The 14,636-nt window shown below is 37.4% G+C and carries 14 protein-coding genes; all 14 read left to right on the top strand.

The genetic code is table 11. The annotated features are described in order from the left end of the window. The first annotated feature begins 118 nt into the window (after positions 1–118). The 14 genes from rplS (at position 119) to rpsB (ending at position 14,538) form a co-directional block, all read left to right on the top strand. A complete protein-coding gene (rplS, locus tag ORL93_RS05900) occupies positions 119–463 on the top strand; it encodes a 50S ribosomal protein L19 (RefSeq protein ID WP_001186516.1) in 345 nt (114 codons plus the stop codon). Positions 464–564: 101 nt separating this feature from the next. Beyond that, positions 565–1,116 (top strand): signal peptidase I, encoded by a 552-nt coding sequence (gene lepB / locus ORL93_RS05895; protein WP_016115968.1) that lies wholly within the window; start codon positions 565–567, stop codon positions 1,114–1,116. Positions 1,117–1,137: 21 nt separating this feature from the next. Beyond that, positions 1,138–2,010 carry a ribosome biogenesis GTPase YlqF gene (gene ylqF, locus ORL93_RS05890; RefSeq protein WP_003199468.1) on the top strand — a complete coding sequence of 291 codons (873 nt, stop codon included), beginning with the start codon at positions 1,138–1,140 and terminating at the stop codon, positions 2,008–2,010. A gap of 56 nt (positions 2,011–2,066) precedes the next feature. After that, entirely contained in the window at positions 2,067–2,840 is a 774-nt protein-coding gene (locus ORL93_RS05885) for a ribonuclease HII (protein ID WP_098161184.1), read from the top strand. A gap of 193 nt (positions 2,841–3,033) precedes the next feature. Continuing rightward, entirely contained in the window at positions 3,034–4,194 is a 1,161-nt protein-coding gene (gene sucC / locus ORL93_RS05880) for an ADP-forming succinate--CoA ligase subunit beta (protein ID WP_265958812.1), read from the top strand. A 19-nt stretch (positions 4,195–4,213) separates the two neighbouring features. Further along, positions 4,214–5,116 carry a succinate--CoA ligase subunit alpha gene (gene sucD / locus ORL93_RS05875; protein ID WP_003199472.1) on the top strand — a complete coding sequence of 301 codons (903 nt, stop codon included), beginning with the start codon at positions 4,214–4,216 and terminating at the stop codon, positions 5,114–5,116. An 89-nt stretch (positions 5,117–5,205) separates the two neighbouring features. Further along, positions 5,206–6,075, top strand: coding sequence for a DNA-processing protein DprA (gene dprA, locus ORL93_RS05870; RefSeq protein ID WP_018780928.1), 870 nt, complete (start codon positions 5,206–5,208; stop codon positions 6,073–6,075). A 144-nt stretch (positions 6,076–6,219) separates the two neighbouring features. Then, the gene (topA, locus tag ORL93_RS05865) at positions 6,220–8,298 is read left to right on the top strand and encodes a type I DNA topoisomerase (RefSeq protein WP_098161183.1); all 2,079 of its coding nucleotides are present in this window, start codon (positions 6,220–6,222) and stop codon (positions 8,296–8,298) included. A gap of 51 nt (positions 8,299–8,349) precedes the next feature. Next, positions 8,350–9,654, top strand: coding sequence for an FADH(2)-oxidizing methylenetetrahydrofolate--tRNA-(uracil(54)-C(5))-methyltransferase TrmFO (gene trmFO / locus ORL93_RS05860; RefSeq protein ID WP_097794297.1), 1,305 nt, complete (start codon positions 8,350–8,352; stop codon positions 9,652–9,654). Between the two features lie 65 nt (positions 9,655–9,719). Then, a complete protein-coding gene (gene xerC / locus ORL93_RS05855; RefSeq protein WP_016133222.1) occupies positions 9,720–10,619 on the top strand; it encodes a tyrosine recombinase XerC in 900 nt (299 codons plus the stop codon). Between the two features lie 42 nt (positions 10,620–10,661). Then, positions 10,662–11,204 (top strand): ATP-dependent protease proteolytic subunit HslV, encoded by a 543-nt coding sequence (hslV, locus tag ORL93_RS05850; RefSeq protein WP_003199482.1) that lies wholly within the window; start codon positions 10,662–10,664, stop codon positions 11,202–11,204. Positions 11,205–11,226: 22 nt separating this feature from the next. Further along, positions 11,227–12,618 (top strand): ATP-dependent protease ATPase subunit HslU, encoded by a 1,392-nt coding sequence (gene hslU, locus ORL93_RS05845; RefSeq protein WP_003199484.1) that lies wholly within the window; start codon positions 11,227–11,229, stop codon positions 12,616–12,618. A gap of 77 nt (positions 12,619–12,695) precedes the next feature. After that, positions 12,696–13,475 carry a GTP-sensing pleiotropic transcriptional regulator CodY gene (gene codY / locus ORL93_RS05840; RefSeq protein WP_000421292.1) on the top strand — a complete coding sequence of 260 codons (780 nt, stop codon included), beginning with the start codon at positions 12,696–12,698 and terminating at the stop codon, positions 13,473–13,475. 361 nt (positions 13,476–13,836) lie between these two features. Beyond that, positions 13,837–14,538, top strand: coding sequence for a 30S ribosomal protein S2 (gene rpsB, locus ORL93_RS05835; protein WP_018764712.1), 702 nt, complete (start codon positions 13,837–13,839; stop codon positions 14,536–14,538). The last annotated feature ends 98 nt before the right edge of the window (positions 14,539–14,636 follow it).

Here is a 14,636-nt window from a genome sequence, read left to right as displayed (position 1 = left end):
GCCTAGCAATATGATATTATAACATTTGTGTTACTGAAATCAGTAGCCGTATTAACGATGTTCCGCTGTAATTTATTAAGACTTTATAAGAGCATCCGTTTAAAGGAGAGAATTGAATATGCAACAATTAATCGCAGAAATTACAAAAGGCCAATTAAAAACTGACCTACCTTCATTCCGTCCTGGTGACACTTTACGTGTACACGTAAAAGTAGTTGAGGGTACTCGTGAGAGAATTCAGCTTTTTGAAGGTGTTGTAATTAAACGTCGTGGTGGCGGAATCAGTGAAACATTCACAGTGCGTAAGATTTCTTACGGTGTAGGTGTTGAGCGTACATTCCCAGTTCACACGCCAAGAATCGCGAAAATCGAAGTACTTCGCCGTGGTAAAGTACGTCGTGCTAAGTTATACTACTTACGTAACCTTCGCGGTAAAAAAGCGCGTATCAAAGAAATTCGATAAGACATGTATGGGAGCTTGTAAATGCACAAGCTCCCTTTTTCCAATCTATATGAAATTTTGATATAATACGAACAGCTTACATAACCGTGGAGGGGAAATACATGAAAAAAGAGAAGAGTTCACTTTGGGAATGGATAAAAGCAATTTTGATTGCTATTGTGTTAGCGGGTGTTATTAGACAATTTTTCTTTGCTCCAATCCTTGTGGATGGTGTATCAATGTCACCGACGCTACATGATCGTGATCGAATGATTGTCAATAAGATCGGCTATCACATTGGTGAACCGAAACGTTTTGACATAATCGTATTCCAAGCAACAGAAGAAAAAGATTATATTAAACGTGTTATCGGCTTGCCAGGCGATGAAATTGAGTATCGAAATGATAAACTCTATATTAACGGAAAACCTTATGAGGAACCGTATTTAGACAAGCAGAAAAAACAACTTGCTGATGGACCACTTACATATGATTTCAAGCTTGAAGAAATTACAGGTAAGAAAACAGTTCCAAAAGGTCAATTATTTGTACTAGGTGACAATCGTCGTTTTAGTAAAGATAGTCGTACTATTGGAACGATTTCGATGGACCAAGTAATTGGAGAAGCGAATATGTTATATTGGCCATTAAAAGACGCACGTATTGTGAAATAAACGAAAAAAGAAGGTGGCAACATGGTAATTCAATGGTTCCCAGGGCATATGGCAAAAGCTAGGCGCCAAGTAACAGAGAAATTAAAGTTAATTGATGTTGTAATCGAACTTGTAGATGCTCGATTACCTTTATCTTCTCGAAACCCGATGATTGATGAAATTATTACACATAAGCCGAGGCTTGTTGTTTTAAATAAAGCGGATATGGCAGATGATCGCTTAACTAAGCAATGGATCGCCTATTTTGAGGAAAAAGGGCATAAAGCAATTTCAATTAATGCGCAGGCTGGACAAGGTATGAAAGAAATTGCAGCTGCATGTAAAGTGCTTGTAAAAGAAAAATTTGACAAAATGGTTGCAAAAGGCATTCGTCCAAGAGCAATTCGCGCTTTAATTGTAGGTATTCCCAATGTCGGTAAATCTACATTGATTAATAAATTAGCAAAGAAAAATATTGCAAAAACAGGTGATCGTCCAGGTGTTACAACAGCCCAACAATGGATTAAGGTTGGTAAGGAAATGGAACTACTGGATACACCAGGTATTTTATGGCCTAAATTTGAAGATGAATTAGTTGGACTTCGCCTTGCGACAACGGGTGCAATTAAAGATTCTATTTTAAATTTACAAGATGTAGCAGTATATGCACTTCGTTTTATGGAAAAGCATTATCCAGAACGTATACAAGAACGTTATAAAATAAGTGAAATTCCAGAAGACATTGTAGAATTCTTTGATGTGATTGGAAGAAATAGAGGTTGCTTAATGGGCGGCGGAATGATTGATTATGATAAAACATCTGAGCTTATTCTTCGCGAGCTTCGCGGTGGTAAACTTGGAAAAATGACATTTGAAACACCGGAAGAATTTGCAGAGGAAGTAGAAGAAGTATAAGACGTGCGTTTGTGCGTCTTTTCTTTTTGGTTATTTTTAAAAGGGAGTGTACATTGATGCAAAAAATCACAATTCAAGAGGCAGAATGTGTATTGCAAGAAATTAAGAATGAAGAAGATGAAAGATTTCAAGTGTTATTGAAGGATGAGCGGAAAGGCGTTCAAAAGCTCATTTTAAAATGGTATAAACAAAAAGAGTTAGCGCAAAAGGAAAAAGAAAAGTTTTTAGAGATGTCAAAATATGAAAAAGCATTACGTGAAAAAGGGCTCATATATATTGCTGGTATCGATGAAGTGGGAAGGGGGCCGCTAGCTGGGCCCGTTGTTACGGCTGCTGTCGTCCTTCCGGAAGATTTCTATATCCCAGGGTTAAATGACTCTAAAAAACTAAGTGAAGCGAAACGTGAGCGTTTTTATGATGAAATTAAAGAACAGGCAATCGCGATTGGGATTGGAATTGTATCTCCGCAAGTTATTGATGAAATAAATATTTATCAAGCGACGAAACGAGCAATGTTAGATGCAATTGCGAATTTAGCATGTACACCAGAGCATTTATTAATTGATGCAATGAAGCTTCCTACACCAATTCCGCAAACATCTATTATTAAAGGTGATGCAAAAAGTATTTCTATTTCAGCTGCGTCTATTATTGCGAAAGTAACGAGAGATCGCATGATGAAAGAACTTGGGAAAGAATATCCAGCATATGGATTTGAGCAACATATGGGCTATGGAACGAAACAACATTTACAAGCGATTGAAATGTACGGAGTATTAGAAGAGCATAGAAAAACATTTGCGCCGATTAAGGATATGATTCAAAAATAAGCTGTGACTCACAGCTTATTTTTTTATTTTGGTATATAAACATTACTATTTTCAAAAAAGAATAAAGCGATTTCAGTTTTCTGACACTTTATTGTAGACAGCGTGCCAATCATTTTATACAATGGCAATGTAGTGTTTTTTAAACATTAAAAAACTTTTTGAGTAAAACAGGAAAACAGGGGAGGATGGGACCATGAATATCCATGAGTACCAAGGTAAAGCAGTCCTTAGAAGCTATGGGGTTAGCGTTCCGAACGGGAAGGTTGCATTTACAGTAGAAGAAGCTGTAGAAGCAGCGAAAGAATTAGGAACAGATGTATGTGTAGTGAAAGCACAAATTCACGCTGGTGGACGCGGCAAAGCTGGCGGAGTAAAAGTTGCGAAAAATTTAGATGAAGTTCGTACATATGCGGAAAGTATTTTAGGTACTACGCTTGTTACGCATCAAACAGGTCCTGAAGGTAAGGAAGTAAAACGCTTACTTATCGAAGAAGGTTGCGATATTAAAAAAGAATATTATGTTGGTTTAGTTTTAGACCGTGCGACTTCTCAAGTTGTTTTAATGGCGTCTGAAGAAGGCGGAACAGAAATTGAAGAAGTAGCAGAAAAAACACCAGAAAAAATCTTTAAAGAATATATTGATCCAGCAGTAGGTCTGCAAGGTTTCCAAGCACGCCGCATTGCATTTAACATCAATATTCCAAAAGAGCTTGTAGGACAAGCTGTGAAGTTTATGATGGGCTTATATCGTGCTTATATCGAAAAAGATTGCTCTATTGCAGAAATTAACCCACTTGTTACAACAGGTGATGGAAAAGTTATGGCATTAGATGCAAAATTAAACTTTGATTCTAATGCATTATATCGTCATAAAGACATTCTAGAACTTCGCGATCTTGAAGAAGAAGATCCGAAAGAAATTGAAGCTTCTAAATACGACTTAAACTATATTCCTTTAGATGGAAATATTGGTTGTATGGTAAATGGTGCAGGATTAGCAATGGCAACAATGGATATCATTAAACATTACCATGGCGATCCAGCTAACTTTTTAGATGTTGGTGGCGGTGCTACAGCTGAAAAAGTTAGAGAAGCTTTCAAAATTATTCTTTCTGACAAAAATGTAAAAGGTATTTTCGTTAACATTTTTGGTGGCATTATGAAATGTGATGTTATTGCAGAAGGTGTTATTGAAGCGACAAAACAAGTAGGCCTTGAATTACCACTTGTTGTTCGTCTTGAAGGTACAAATGTTGAGCTAGGTAAGAAAATTTTAAATGAATCTGGTTTAAATATTGTTGCAGCAGAATCTATGGCAGACGGTGCACAAAAAATTGTTTCACTAGTGGGCTAATAGAAAGCGGGGGAGAAAAATGAGCGTATTAGTTAATAAAGATACAAAAGTTATTGTACAAGGTATTACTGGTTCACAAGGTTTATTCCATACAAAACAAATGATTGAATATGGTACGAAAATTGTCGGTGGTGTAACACCTGGTAAAGGTGGCACTGAAATTGAAGGTGTACCTGTCTTTGATACGGTAGAAGATGCTGTAAAAGCAACGGGCGCAAATGCTTCAGTTGTGTACGTTCCACCCGCTTTTGCGGCTGATGCAATTATGGAAGCGGTTGATGCAGAGATTGACTTAGTAGTATGTATTACAGAAGGAATCCCTGTATTAGATATGGTTAAAGTTAAGAAGTATATGGCAGGTAAACAGACGCGTTTACTTGGACCAAACTGCCCAGGTGTTATTACACCAGATGAATGTAAGATTGGTATTATGCCAGGATATATTCATAAAAAAGGTCATGTAGGTATTGTATCTCGATCAGGTACATTAACATACGAAGCTGTACATCAATTAACACAAGAAGGCATTGGTCAATCTACTGCTGTAGGTATCGGTGGCGACCCTGTCAATGGTACAGACTTTATTGATGCGTTAAAAGCGTTTAATGAAGACGAAGAAACACATGCTGTTATTATGATTGGTGAAATCGGTGGAACAGCAGAAGAAGAAGCTGCTGAGTGGGTAAAAGCAAATATGACAAAACCTGTTGTTGGATTTATCGGTGGTCAAACAGCGCCTGCAGGAAAACGTATGGGCCATGCTGGTGCGATTATTTCTGGCGGTAAAGGTACAGCTGCTGAAAAAATCAAAACAATGGAAGCTTGTGGTATTAAAGTTGCTGAAACACCAGCTGTTATGGGCGAAACTTTAATCGCTGTTTTAAAAGAAAAAGGATTATTTGAAACTTGTAAAAACTATTAATCTTTTTGAAAGACACCTTCGTGCTAGAGGGTGTCTTTTTACACTTTTTCCTGTTTACATAATAAAAATTATGGGTAAGGAGAATGATCATGAAAAGGGAACGATTGCTCCATCTTCATTATGTGTTAGCGGATCATTGGAAAGCGTTAACTCGCTTATTGCATATAGATCCAGAGATAAAGAAACTGTATAAATTTAGTTCAGTGGAATTTGAAAAGTATGCTGGGCTGACTCCGAAAAAATCTGCTGAATTAGTTAGCTTCTTACAAACATCTACCCCGGCACAATGTATACATCATTTAGAAGAAAAGCATATTTTTTATGTCACAATATGGGATGATGATTATCCAGAATTATTACGTGAAATATCAGATCCGCCTTTCATTTTATATGGAAAGGGAAAGAGAGAATTATTAGGAGAAATAAATAAATTTGCAGTAGTTGGAACAAGAAAACCTTCTTTATACGGGAAAGAAAGCATACAATCTATTTTACAACCGCTAATAGACAAAGAATGGCTAATTGTAAGTGGTTTTGCAAATGGAATTGATACCATTGCTCACCAAATCGCAGTGCAACAACATAGCCCTACTATTGCTGTCTTAGGGCATGGATTACAGTATATGTATCCAAAAGAGAATTGCTACTTTTATAAAATATGGAAGAATACTGTACTGTTATTAACAGAATATCCGCCACATTACGCGCCTAGAAAATGGTATTTTCCAAAGCGAAATCGAATTATCAGTGGTCTTTGTAAAGGGGTTCTAGTAGTGGAAGCGAAATCGAAAAGTGGCTCGCTTATTACTGCAGATCTCGCTTTAGAACAAAATAGGGAGGTATTTGCTCTTCCAGGTCCTATTTTTACAGAAAGTGCAGCAGGAACAAATCAACTTATAAAGCAAGGGGCGAAACTTGTTCAAAAAGCAGAGGATATTCTCGAGGAATTTTTAAATTAACCGTATATTTTTATGTTTTTATTAAACAATTATTGACAAATGGTAGAGTGGCACTGTATGTTATACTCATTCTTGATTGACAAAAACAAGAGAAATCAATAAGATTAATGAAGACTTGAATCCACCTCTTAAGGAGGCACTAGCATGTCAGATTACCTCGTAATCGTGGAGTCGCCTTCTAAGGCGAAAACCATTGAGAAATATTTAGGGAAAAAATACAAAGTCGTCGCGTCTATGGGACATGTTCGCGATTTGCCTAAAAGTCAAATGGGGATAGAAGTAAAAAATAATTTCACCCCGAAGTATATTACCATCCGTGGTAAAGGTCCTGTTTTAAAAGATTTAAAATCAGCAGCAAAAAAAGCAAAAAAAGTCTATCTCGCGGCCGATCCAGACCGCGAAGGAGAAGCGATCGCTTGGCATTTAGCGAATACGCTAAATGTGGATGTTGAATCAGATTGCCGGGTTGTATTTAATGAAATTACAAAAGATGCGATTAAAGAGTCATTTAAGCATCCTCGTGCAATTAATATGGATTTAGTAGATGCACAGCAAGCAAGACGGATACTTGATCGCCTTGTTGGTTATAATATTAGTCCTTTATTATGGAAGAAAGTCAAAAAGGGATTAAGTGCAGGACGTGTACAATCTGTAGCGGTTCGCTTAATTATTGATCGTGAAAAAGAAATTCAAAGTTTTATTCCGGAAGAGTTCTGGACAATTAAAACAGAATTTGTCAAAGGAAAAGACACATTTGAAGCATCTTTTTATGGTGTGAATGGAGAAAAGGTTCAATTAACAAATGAAGCGCAAGTAAAAGACATAATTGAAACAATGAAAGACAATGCGTTTTCAGTTGAAAATGTAACGAAAAAAGAGCGGAAACGTAATCCTGCATTACCATTTACAACGTCTTCTTTACAACAAGAAGCTGCACGTAAATTAAATATGCGAGCAAAGAAGACAATGATGCTTGCGCAGCAGCTATACGAAGGGATAGATATTGGTAAACAGGGAACCGTAGGTCTTATTACGTATATGAGAACAGACTCAACGCGTATATCGGAAACTGCTCAAGAGGAAGCTCGCTCTTATATTACTGAGGCGTTTGGTTCAGAATACATAGGGACAGAGAAGAAGAAGGAAACGAAAAAAGCGAATGCACAAGATGCGCATGAAGCAATTCGTCCAACTTCGGTAATGAGAAAGCCAGAGGAACTAAAAAGTTTCTTAAGTCGTGATCAACATCGTTTGTACAAATTGATTTGGGAGCGATTTGTTGCAAGTCAAATGGCATCTGCTGTAATGGATACTGTTACGGCTAAACTCATTAATAATAACGTTCAATTCCGTGCAAGTGGCTCAGTAGTGAAATTTTCAGGGTTTATGAAAGTTTACGTAGAATCGAAAGATGATGGTGCGGAAGAAAAAGATAAAATGTTGCCTCCTTTAGAAATAGGAGAAACTGTATTTTCAAAAGATATGGATCCAAAGCAGCACTTTACGCAGCCGCCACCACGTTATACAGAGGCCCGTTTAGTTAGGATGCTTGAAGAGCTTGGAATCGGGAGACCGTCTACTTACGTACCAACACTTGAAACGATTCAGAAGCGAGGATATGTTGCATTAGACAATAAACGCTTTGTTCCGACTGAACTTGGAGAAATTGTAATTGAACTTATTTTAGAGTTTTTCCCAGAAATTATTAACATTGAATTTACGGCCAATATGGAGCAAAACCTTGATGAAGTAGAAGAGGGGAAAGCAAATTGGGTGAAAATTGTTGATGATTTCTACGTAGGCTTTGAACCCCGCTTAGAAAAAGCGGAAAAGGAGATGCGTGAAGTCGAAATTAAAGATGAACCTGCTGGGGAAGATTGTGAATTATGCGGTCACCCAATGGTCTTTAAAATGGGCAAATACGGGAAGTTTATGGCTTGTTCTAATTTCCCTGATTGTCGCAATACAAAACCGATTGTGAAAGAAATCGGTGTAACTTGTCCGAAATGTGATAAAGGACAAATTATTGAACGCCGAAGTAATAAAAAGAAACGTCTTTTCTATGGATGTGGCACATATCCAGAATGTGACTTTGTATCTTGGGATAAACCGATTGGCCGGAAATGCCCGAAATGTGAAGGTATGCTCGTAGAGAAGAAGTTGAAAAAAGGCGTTCAAGTACAATGTATTTCTTGTGATTATGAAGAAGAACAACAAATGTGAGCGTAACTGCTCACATTTTTTTCGGGATAGAAAAGGAAAGGTGATAAATACATGACAATACAAGTGGTAAACGTCATTGGTGCAGGTCTTGCAGGAAGTGAAGCAGCTTATCAAATTGCAAAACGTGGTGTTCAAGTAAAATTATATGAAATGAGACCAGTAAGACAAACGCCGGCTCATCACACAGATAAATTTGCTGAGTTAGTATGCAGTAACTCACTTCGTGCAAATACATTAACAAATGCTGTTGGGGTCATTAAAGAAGAAATGCGTAAAATGGACTCTGTTATTATCCGTGCGGCAGATGAGTGTTCTGTGCCAGCAGGAGGAGCATTAGCGGTTGATCGGCATGAATTTGCAGCAAAAGTAACGGAGTATGTGAAAAATCATCCAAACGTAACTGTGATGAATGAAGAAATGACAGAAATTCCAGAAGGACCAACTGTTATTGCGACAGGTCCACTCACATCTCCAGAACTTTCTGCACAGTTAAAAGAGTTAACGGGTGAAGATTATTTTTATTTCTATGATGCAGCTGCACCAATCGTGGAAAAAGAAAGCATTGATATGAACAAAGTATATTTAAAATCTCGTTACGATAAGGGAGAAGCGGCTTATTTAAACTGCCCAATGACAGAAGAAGAGTTCGATCGTTTTTATGATGCTTTAATTGCTGCAGAGACAGTGCCATTAAAAGAATTTGAGAAAGAAGTATTCTTTGAAGGTTGTATGCCTGTAGAAGTAATGGCAAGCCGTGGTAGACAGACATTGTTATTTGGACCGATGAAACCAGTGGGGCTGGAAGATCCGAAAACAGGTAAAACGCCATATGCTGTTGTTCAATTACGTCAAGATGATGCAGCAGGAACGTTATACAATATTGTTGGGTTCCAAACACATTTAAAGTGGGGACCTCAAAAAGAAGTATTACAATTGATTCCTGGACTTGAAAATGCAGAAATTGTACGCTATGGTGTAATGCATCGTAATACGTTTATTAATTCACCAAGATTACTTCGTCCAACATACCAATATAAACATCGTGATGATTTATTCTTTGCTGGACAAATGACAGGCGTAGAAGGATATGTAGAATCGGCTGCTTCAGGGCTGTTAGCAGGTATTAATGCAGCTCGTCTTGTAAAGGGAGAAGAGCCTGTTGTATTACCTCCTGTAACAGCAATGGGCAGTATGGCGAATTATATTACTGCAACTAATGCGAAAAACTTCCAACCGATGAACGCAAACTTTGGTTTATTTGCGCCATTAGAAAAGAAAATTAAAAAGAAACAAGAGCGAAATGAAGCATACGCAACACGCGCTTTAGAGATGATTCAAAATTTTGTAAATATTTAGTTAAATTTCTTGCAAAGGCTACTGAGTTGTGATACGATTTAGTAGCCTTTATTGAGGTGAGTTATGTGAATGTGAAGAAATTGTTACAATTATTCGTTGGATATTTACAAATTGAAAGAAATTATTCAAAATATACAATTGCAAGTTATCAAAATGATTTAGAACATTTTGTGCAATTTATGGAGCGAGAAGGCATATCCTCTTTTTTAGACGTTACATACGTAGATGTTCGTTTGTACTTAACGACATTACACGATGAAAAGCTAGCCCGTAAATCTGTCGCAAGAAAAGTATCGAGCTTACGAAGTTTATATCGTTTTCTGATGCGTGAAGGATATCGAGAAGATAATCCGTTTGCACTTGCGTCACTCCCCAAAAAAGAACTGTCAATCCCAAAGTTTTTGTATGTTGAAGAATTGGAGAAATTGTTTGAAGTTTCTGATGTAAAAACACCACTTGGTCAAAGGGATCAAGCTTTATTAGAGCTTATGTATGCAACGGGAATCCGTGTGAGTGAATGTGTAAGTTTACAACTTACTGATATTGATTTCTCGGTAGGGACAATTCTAGTGACGGGAAAAGGCAAAAAACAAAGGTACGTTCCGTTTGGAAGTTATGCCCAAGATGCTTTAATTACTTATATAGAAAACGGTAGAAAACAGTTAGCTAAAAAAACAGAGGAACATTCTCAAATGGTGTTTTTAAATGCAAAGGGTAAGCCATTAACGGATCGCGGTGTTCGTTATATTTTAAATGAGCTCATTAAGAAAGCTTCTCTTACAATGCGAATAAGTCCGCATATGTTAAGGCATACATTTGCTACACATATGTTAGATGAAGGTGCAGATTTACGAACTGTGCAGGAGTTATTGGGTCATGAAAATCTATCAACGACACAAATTTATACGCATGTTTCAAAAGAAAGATTGCGTTCTGTTTACATGAAGCATCACCCGAGGGCATAAATTGCTTTTAAAGCTATAAAAACATATAAAGGAGTTTTTTCTATGGGAAATTTCCACGCTACAACGATATTTGCCATTCACCATAATGGAGAGTGTGCTATGGCCGGCGACGGACAAGTGACATTTGGCAATGCTGTTGTGATGAAGCACACAGCACGAAAAGTTCGAAAGCTATTTCAAGGGAAGGTGTTAGCTGGATTTGCAGGTTCTGTTGCGGATGCGTTTACTCTTTTTGAAATGTTTGAGGGGAAGTTAGAAGAGTATAATGGAAATTTACAACGTGCTGCAGTTGAAATGGCGAAACAATGGCGTGGTGATAAAATGCTGCGTCAATTGGAAGCGATGTTAATCGTTATGGATCAAACAACGTTACTTCTTGTTTCAGGAACAGGAGAAGTAATTGAACCGGATGATGGCATTTTAGCAATCGGTTCAGGTGGACATTATGCGCTTGCAGCTGGCCGCGCTTTAAAGCAACATGCGAGTGAACATTTAACAGCAAAAGCAATTGCGAAAGCAAGTTTAGAAATTGCTGGTGACATTTGTGTGTATACAAATCACAACATTATTGTGGAAGAATTGTAGAATCGTAAGGGAGGCATTTTATATGCATTTACATTTTACTCCGCGTCAAATTGTAGAAAAATTGGATCAATATATTATTGGTCAAAAAGATGCGAAAAAAGCGGTTGCAGTAGCGCTTAGAAATCGATATCGTCGTAGTAAATTAGCGGAAGATTTACGCGATGAAATTGCTCCGAAGAACATTTTAATGATTGGACCGACAGGGGTCGGAAAGACAGAGGTAGCACGACGAATGGCGAAGCTCGTTGGAGCACCTTTTATTAAGGTTGAAGCGACGAAATTCACAGAAGTTGGATATGTCGGTCGAGATGTAGAATCTATGGTGCGTGACCTTGTAGAAACTTCAGTTCGCATCGTAAAAGAAGAAATGGTCGTCAAGGTTAAAGATAAGGCTGAGGAGCAAGCAAATCAACGGCTTGTTGAAATTTTGGTGCCAAGTCCGCAAAAACAATCCGGATTCAAAAATCCGTTAGAGATGTTATTTGGTGGAAATCAAAATGCGAATCAGACATCTGAAACACAAGATGACACAGAAATTGAAAAGAAGCGCAGAGAAGTTGAAAAGAAACTTGCCGCAGGTTTACTTGAAGATGAAATTGTATCGATTGAAGTGACGGAACAACAGTCTTCTATGTTTGATATGTTGCAAGGTACTGGTATGGAGCAAATGGGGATGAATTTCCAAGATGCATTAGGAAGTTTTATGCCGAAAAAAACGAAAAAACGTAAACTTTCTGTAAAAGAAGCAAGAAAAGTCTTGACAAATGAGGAAGCACAGCGCTTAATTGATATGGATGAAGTTACACAAGAGGCTGTTTATCGTGCTGAACAGCTTGGGATTATTTTTATTGATGAAATTGACAAAATTGCTGGTAAGCAGTCGAATAGCGTGGATGTATCGCGTGAAGGTGTACAGCGTGACATTTTGCCAATTGTAGAAGGATCGAACGTTGCAACGAAATATGGATCGGTGAAAACAGATTATATTTTATTTATTGCGGCTGGTGCCTTCCATATGTCCAAACCGTCTGATTTAATTCCAGAACTGCAAGGAAGATTCCCGATTCGAGTGGAATTAACAAAATTATCGGTAGATGATTTTGTTAAAATTCTTGTAGAACCTGATAATGCTTTAGTGAAGCAATATATAGCATTATTAGCAACTGAGGGTATAGAAATTGAATTTTCTGACGAAGCTATTCGTAAGATTGCTGAGATTGCTTATCAAGTTAATCAAGATACGGATAATATTGGAGCGAGAAGACTTCATACCATTATGGAGAAACTTCTTGAAGATTTATCGTTTGAAGCATCTGAGATTACGTTAGAGAAAATAACGATAACACCTCAATATGTAGAGGAAAAATTAGCAACGATTGCTAAAAATAAAGATGTGAGCCAGTTTATTTTGTAATAGTGTCATCAGGTGACTCGCCCTAGTTTCCAAGTGATGAAAAAATATGTAAGTAACATGTAGGAGGAACTTTTGAAATGGAATTATTAGCAAAAACGAGAAAATTAAATGCGTTATTACAGAGCGCAGCAGGAAAGCCTGTAAACTTTAGAGAAATGTCAGATACAATGTGTGAAGTAATTGAAGCAAACGTATTCGTTGTAAGTCGTCGCGGTAAATTATTAGGATATGCAATTCACCAACAAATCGAGAATGAGCGCATGAAACAAATGCTTGCAGAGCGTCAATTCCCAGAAGAGTATACACAAAGCCTATTCAACGTTACAGAAACATCTTCGAACTTAGATGTAAACAGTCAATTTACAGCATTCCCTGTAGAAAACAAAGAATTATTCGGTCAAGGTTTAACTACAATTGTACCGATCGTTGGTGGCGGTGAGCGTCTAGGTACACTAGTGTTAGCGCGTCTTGGTCAAGAATTTTTAGATGATGATTTAATTCTTGCTGAATACAGCTCAACTGTAGTAGGTATGGAAATCTTACGCGAAAAAGCGGAAGAAATCGAAGAAGAAGCGCGTAGTAAAGCGGTCGTTCAAATGGCAATTAGCTCGTTATCATACAGTGAGTTAGAAGCAATTGAGCACATCTTCGAAGAATTAAATGGAACAGAAGGTTTACTTGTTGCAAGTAAAATTGCTGATCGTGTAGGAATTACTCGTTCTGTAATCGTAAACGCACTTCGTAAATTAGAAAGTGCAGGCGTTATTGAATCTCGTTCTTTAGGTATGAAAGGAACATACATTAAAGTATTAAACGACAAGTTTTTACATGAACTTGCTAAATTAAAAACAAACTAATTGTTAAGGGAAGCTCTCCTCATGTGAGGAGAGCTTTTTTATTTTCTAAAAGATTCATTGCGTTCTGATGGGGAAAAAGCCGTAGTTTTGCTTTATTAGGTACGGCTGCTTAAAGTAAAGGAAGAGTGGTAATACTGAAGTTAGAATTGAGAAATAGATGAGTAAAATCATAATTAAAAAGAAAGTTTTACATTGTTCGCATTTTCGACTTGATTGTAATATTTCATTATGATATAGTAAGCAGTGGTGTCAGTACAAAGTACACACGTTTACCGATTTAAGTGTTGGTGCTACGCTTGTAGTTTCGCTTAAAGATGAAGTAAACGGAGGATATCAAAAACCATTTAGGAGGAACTAAATTATGTCAGTAATTTCTATGAAGCAATTGCTTGAAGCTGGTGTTCATTTCGGACATCAAACTCGTCGTTGGAACCCAAAAATGAAACGTTACATTTTCACAGAGCGTAACGGTATCTACATCATCGACTTACAAAAAACTGTGAAAAAAGTTGAAGAAGCTTTCAACGTAATGCGTAACATCGCTGCTGAAGGTGGCGACATTTTATTCGTAGGTACAAAAAAACAAGCACAAGAAGCTATTAAAGAAGAAGCAACTCGTGCAGGTATGTACTTCGTTAACCAACGTTGGTTAGGTGGAACGTTAACAAACTTCCAAACAATCCAAAAGCGTATCAAGCGTCTTAAAGACATCGAAAGAATGCAAGAAGATGGTACATTCGATGTACTTCCTAAGAAAGAAGTTGTTCAACTTAAAAAAGAGTTAGAGCGTCTTGAAAAATTCTTAGGCGGTATTAAAGATATGAAAGGTCTTCCAAGTGCATTATTCGTAGTAGACCCTCGTAAAGAGCGTATCGCAGTTGCTGAAGCACGCAAATTACACATTCCAATCATCGGTATCGTTGATACAAACTGTGATCCAGACGAAATCGATCACGTAATTCCAGCAAACGATGATGCAATTCGTGCTGTAAAACTTCTTACATCTAAAATGGCAGACGCGATCCTTGAAGCAAAACAAGGTGAAGAAACTGTTACTGCGTAACAAATTTGAAAGGTGATAAGGGGTTCGGCCTTTTATCACCTTTTTTAAGGTATAAACACCTTTTCAAAAGGTATAAATACATATTTTAGGAGGATGAA

Origin of the sequence: Bacillus sp. DHT2 (assembly GCF_026241455.1) — a bacterium.
Lineage (GTDB): Bacteria > Bacillota > Bacilli > Bacillales > Bacillaceae_G > Bacillus_A > Bacillus_A pseudomycoides.
Note: the sequence above shows the minus strand (reverse complement) of the source record. Positions and strands in the feature narration are given on the sequence as shown.

What these genes read in the sequence shown, in the direction of transcription:
- rplS (WP_001186516.1), top strand. Translation starts at nt 119, where the DNA reads ATGCAACAATTAATCGCAGAAATTACAAAAGGCCAATTAAAAACTGAC.
- lepB (WP_016115968.1), top strand. Translation starts at nt 565, where the DNA reads ATGAAAAAAGAGAAGAGTTCACTTTGGGAATGGATAAAAGCAATTTTG.
- ylqF (WP_003199468.1), top strand. Translation starts at nt 1,138, where the DNA reads ATGGTAATTCAATGGTTCCCAGGGCATATGGCAAAAGCTAGGCGCCAA.
- ORL93_RS05885 (WP_098161184.1), top strand. Translation starts at nt 2,067, where the DNA reads ATGCAAAAAATCACAATTCAAGAGGCAGAATGTGTATTGCAAGAAATT.
- sucC (WP_265958812.1), top strand. Translation starts at nt 3,034, where the DNA reads ATGAATATCCATGAGTACCAAGGTAAAGCAGTCCTTAGAAGCTATGGG.
- sucD (WP_003199472.1), top strand. Translation starts at nt 4,214, where the DNA reads ATGAGCGTATTAGTTAATAAAGATACAAAAGTTATTGTACAAGGTATT.
- dprA (WP_018780928.1), top strand. Translation starts at nt 5,206, where the DNA reads ATGAAAAGGGAACGATTGCTCCATCTTCATTATGTGTTAGCGGATCAT.
- topA (WP_098161183.1), top strand. Translation starts at nt 6,220, where the DNA reads ATGTCAGATTACCTCGTAATCGTGGAGTCGCCTTCTAAGGCGAAAACC.
- trmFO (WP_097794297.1), top strand. Translation starts at nt 8,350, where the DNA reads ATGACAATACAAGTGGTAAACGTCATTGGTGCAGGTCTTGCAGGAAGT.
- hslV (WP_003199482.1), top strand. Translation starts at nt 10,662, where the DNA reads ATGGGAAATTTCCACGCTACAACGATATTTGCCATTCACCATAATGGA.
- hslU (WP_003199484.1), top strand. Translation starts at nt 11,227, where the DNA reads ATGCATTTACATTTTACTCCGCGTCAAATTGTAGAAAAATTGGATCAA.
- codY (WP_000421292.1), top strand. Translation starts at nt 12,696, where the DNA reads ATGGAATTATTAGCAAAAACGAGAAAATTAAATGCGTTATTACAGAGC.
- rpsB (WP_018764712.1), top strand. Translation starts at nt 13,837, where the DNA reads ATGTCAGTAATTTCTATGAAGCAATTGCTTGAAGCTGGTGTTCATTTC.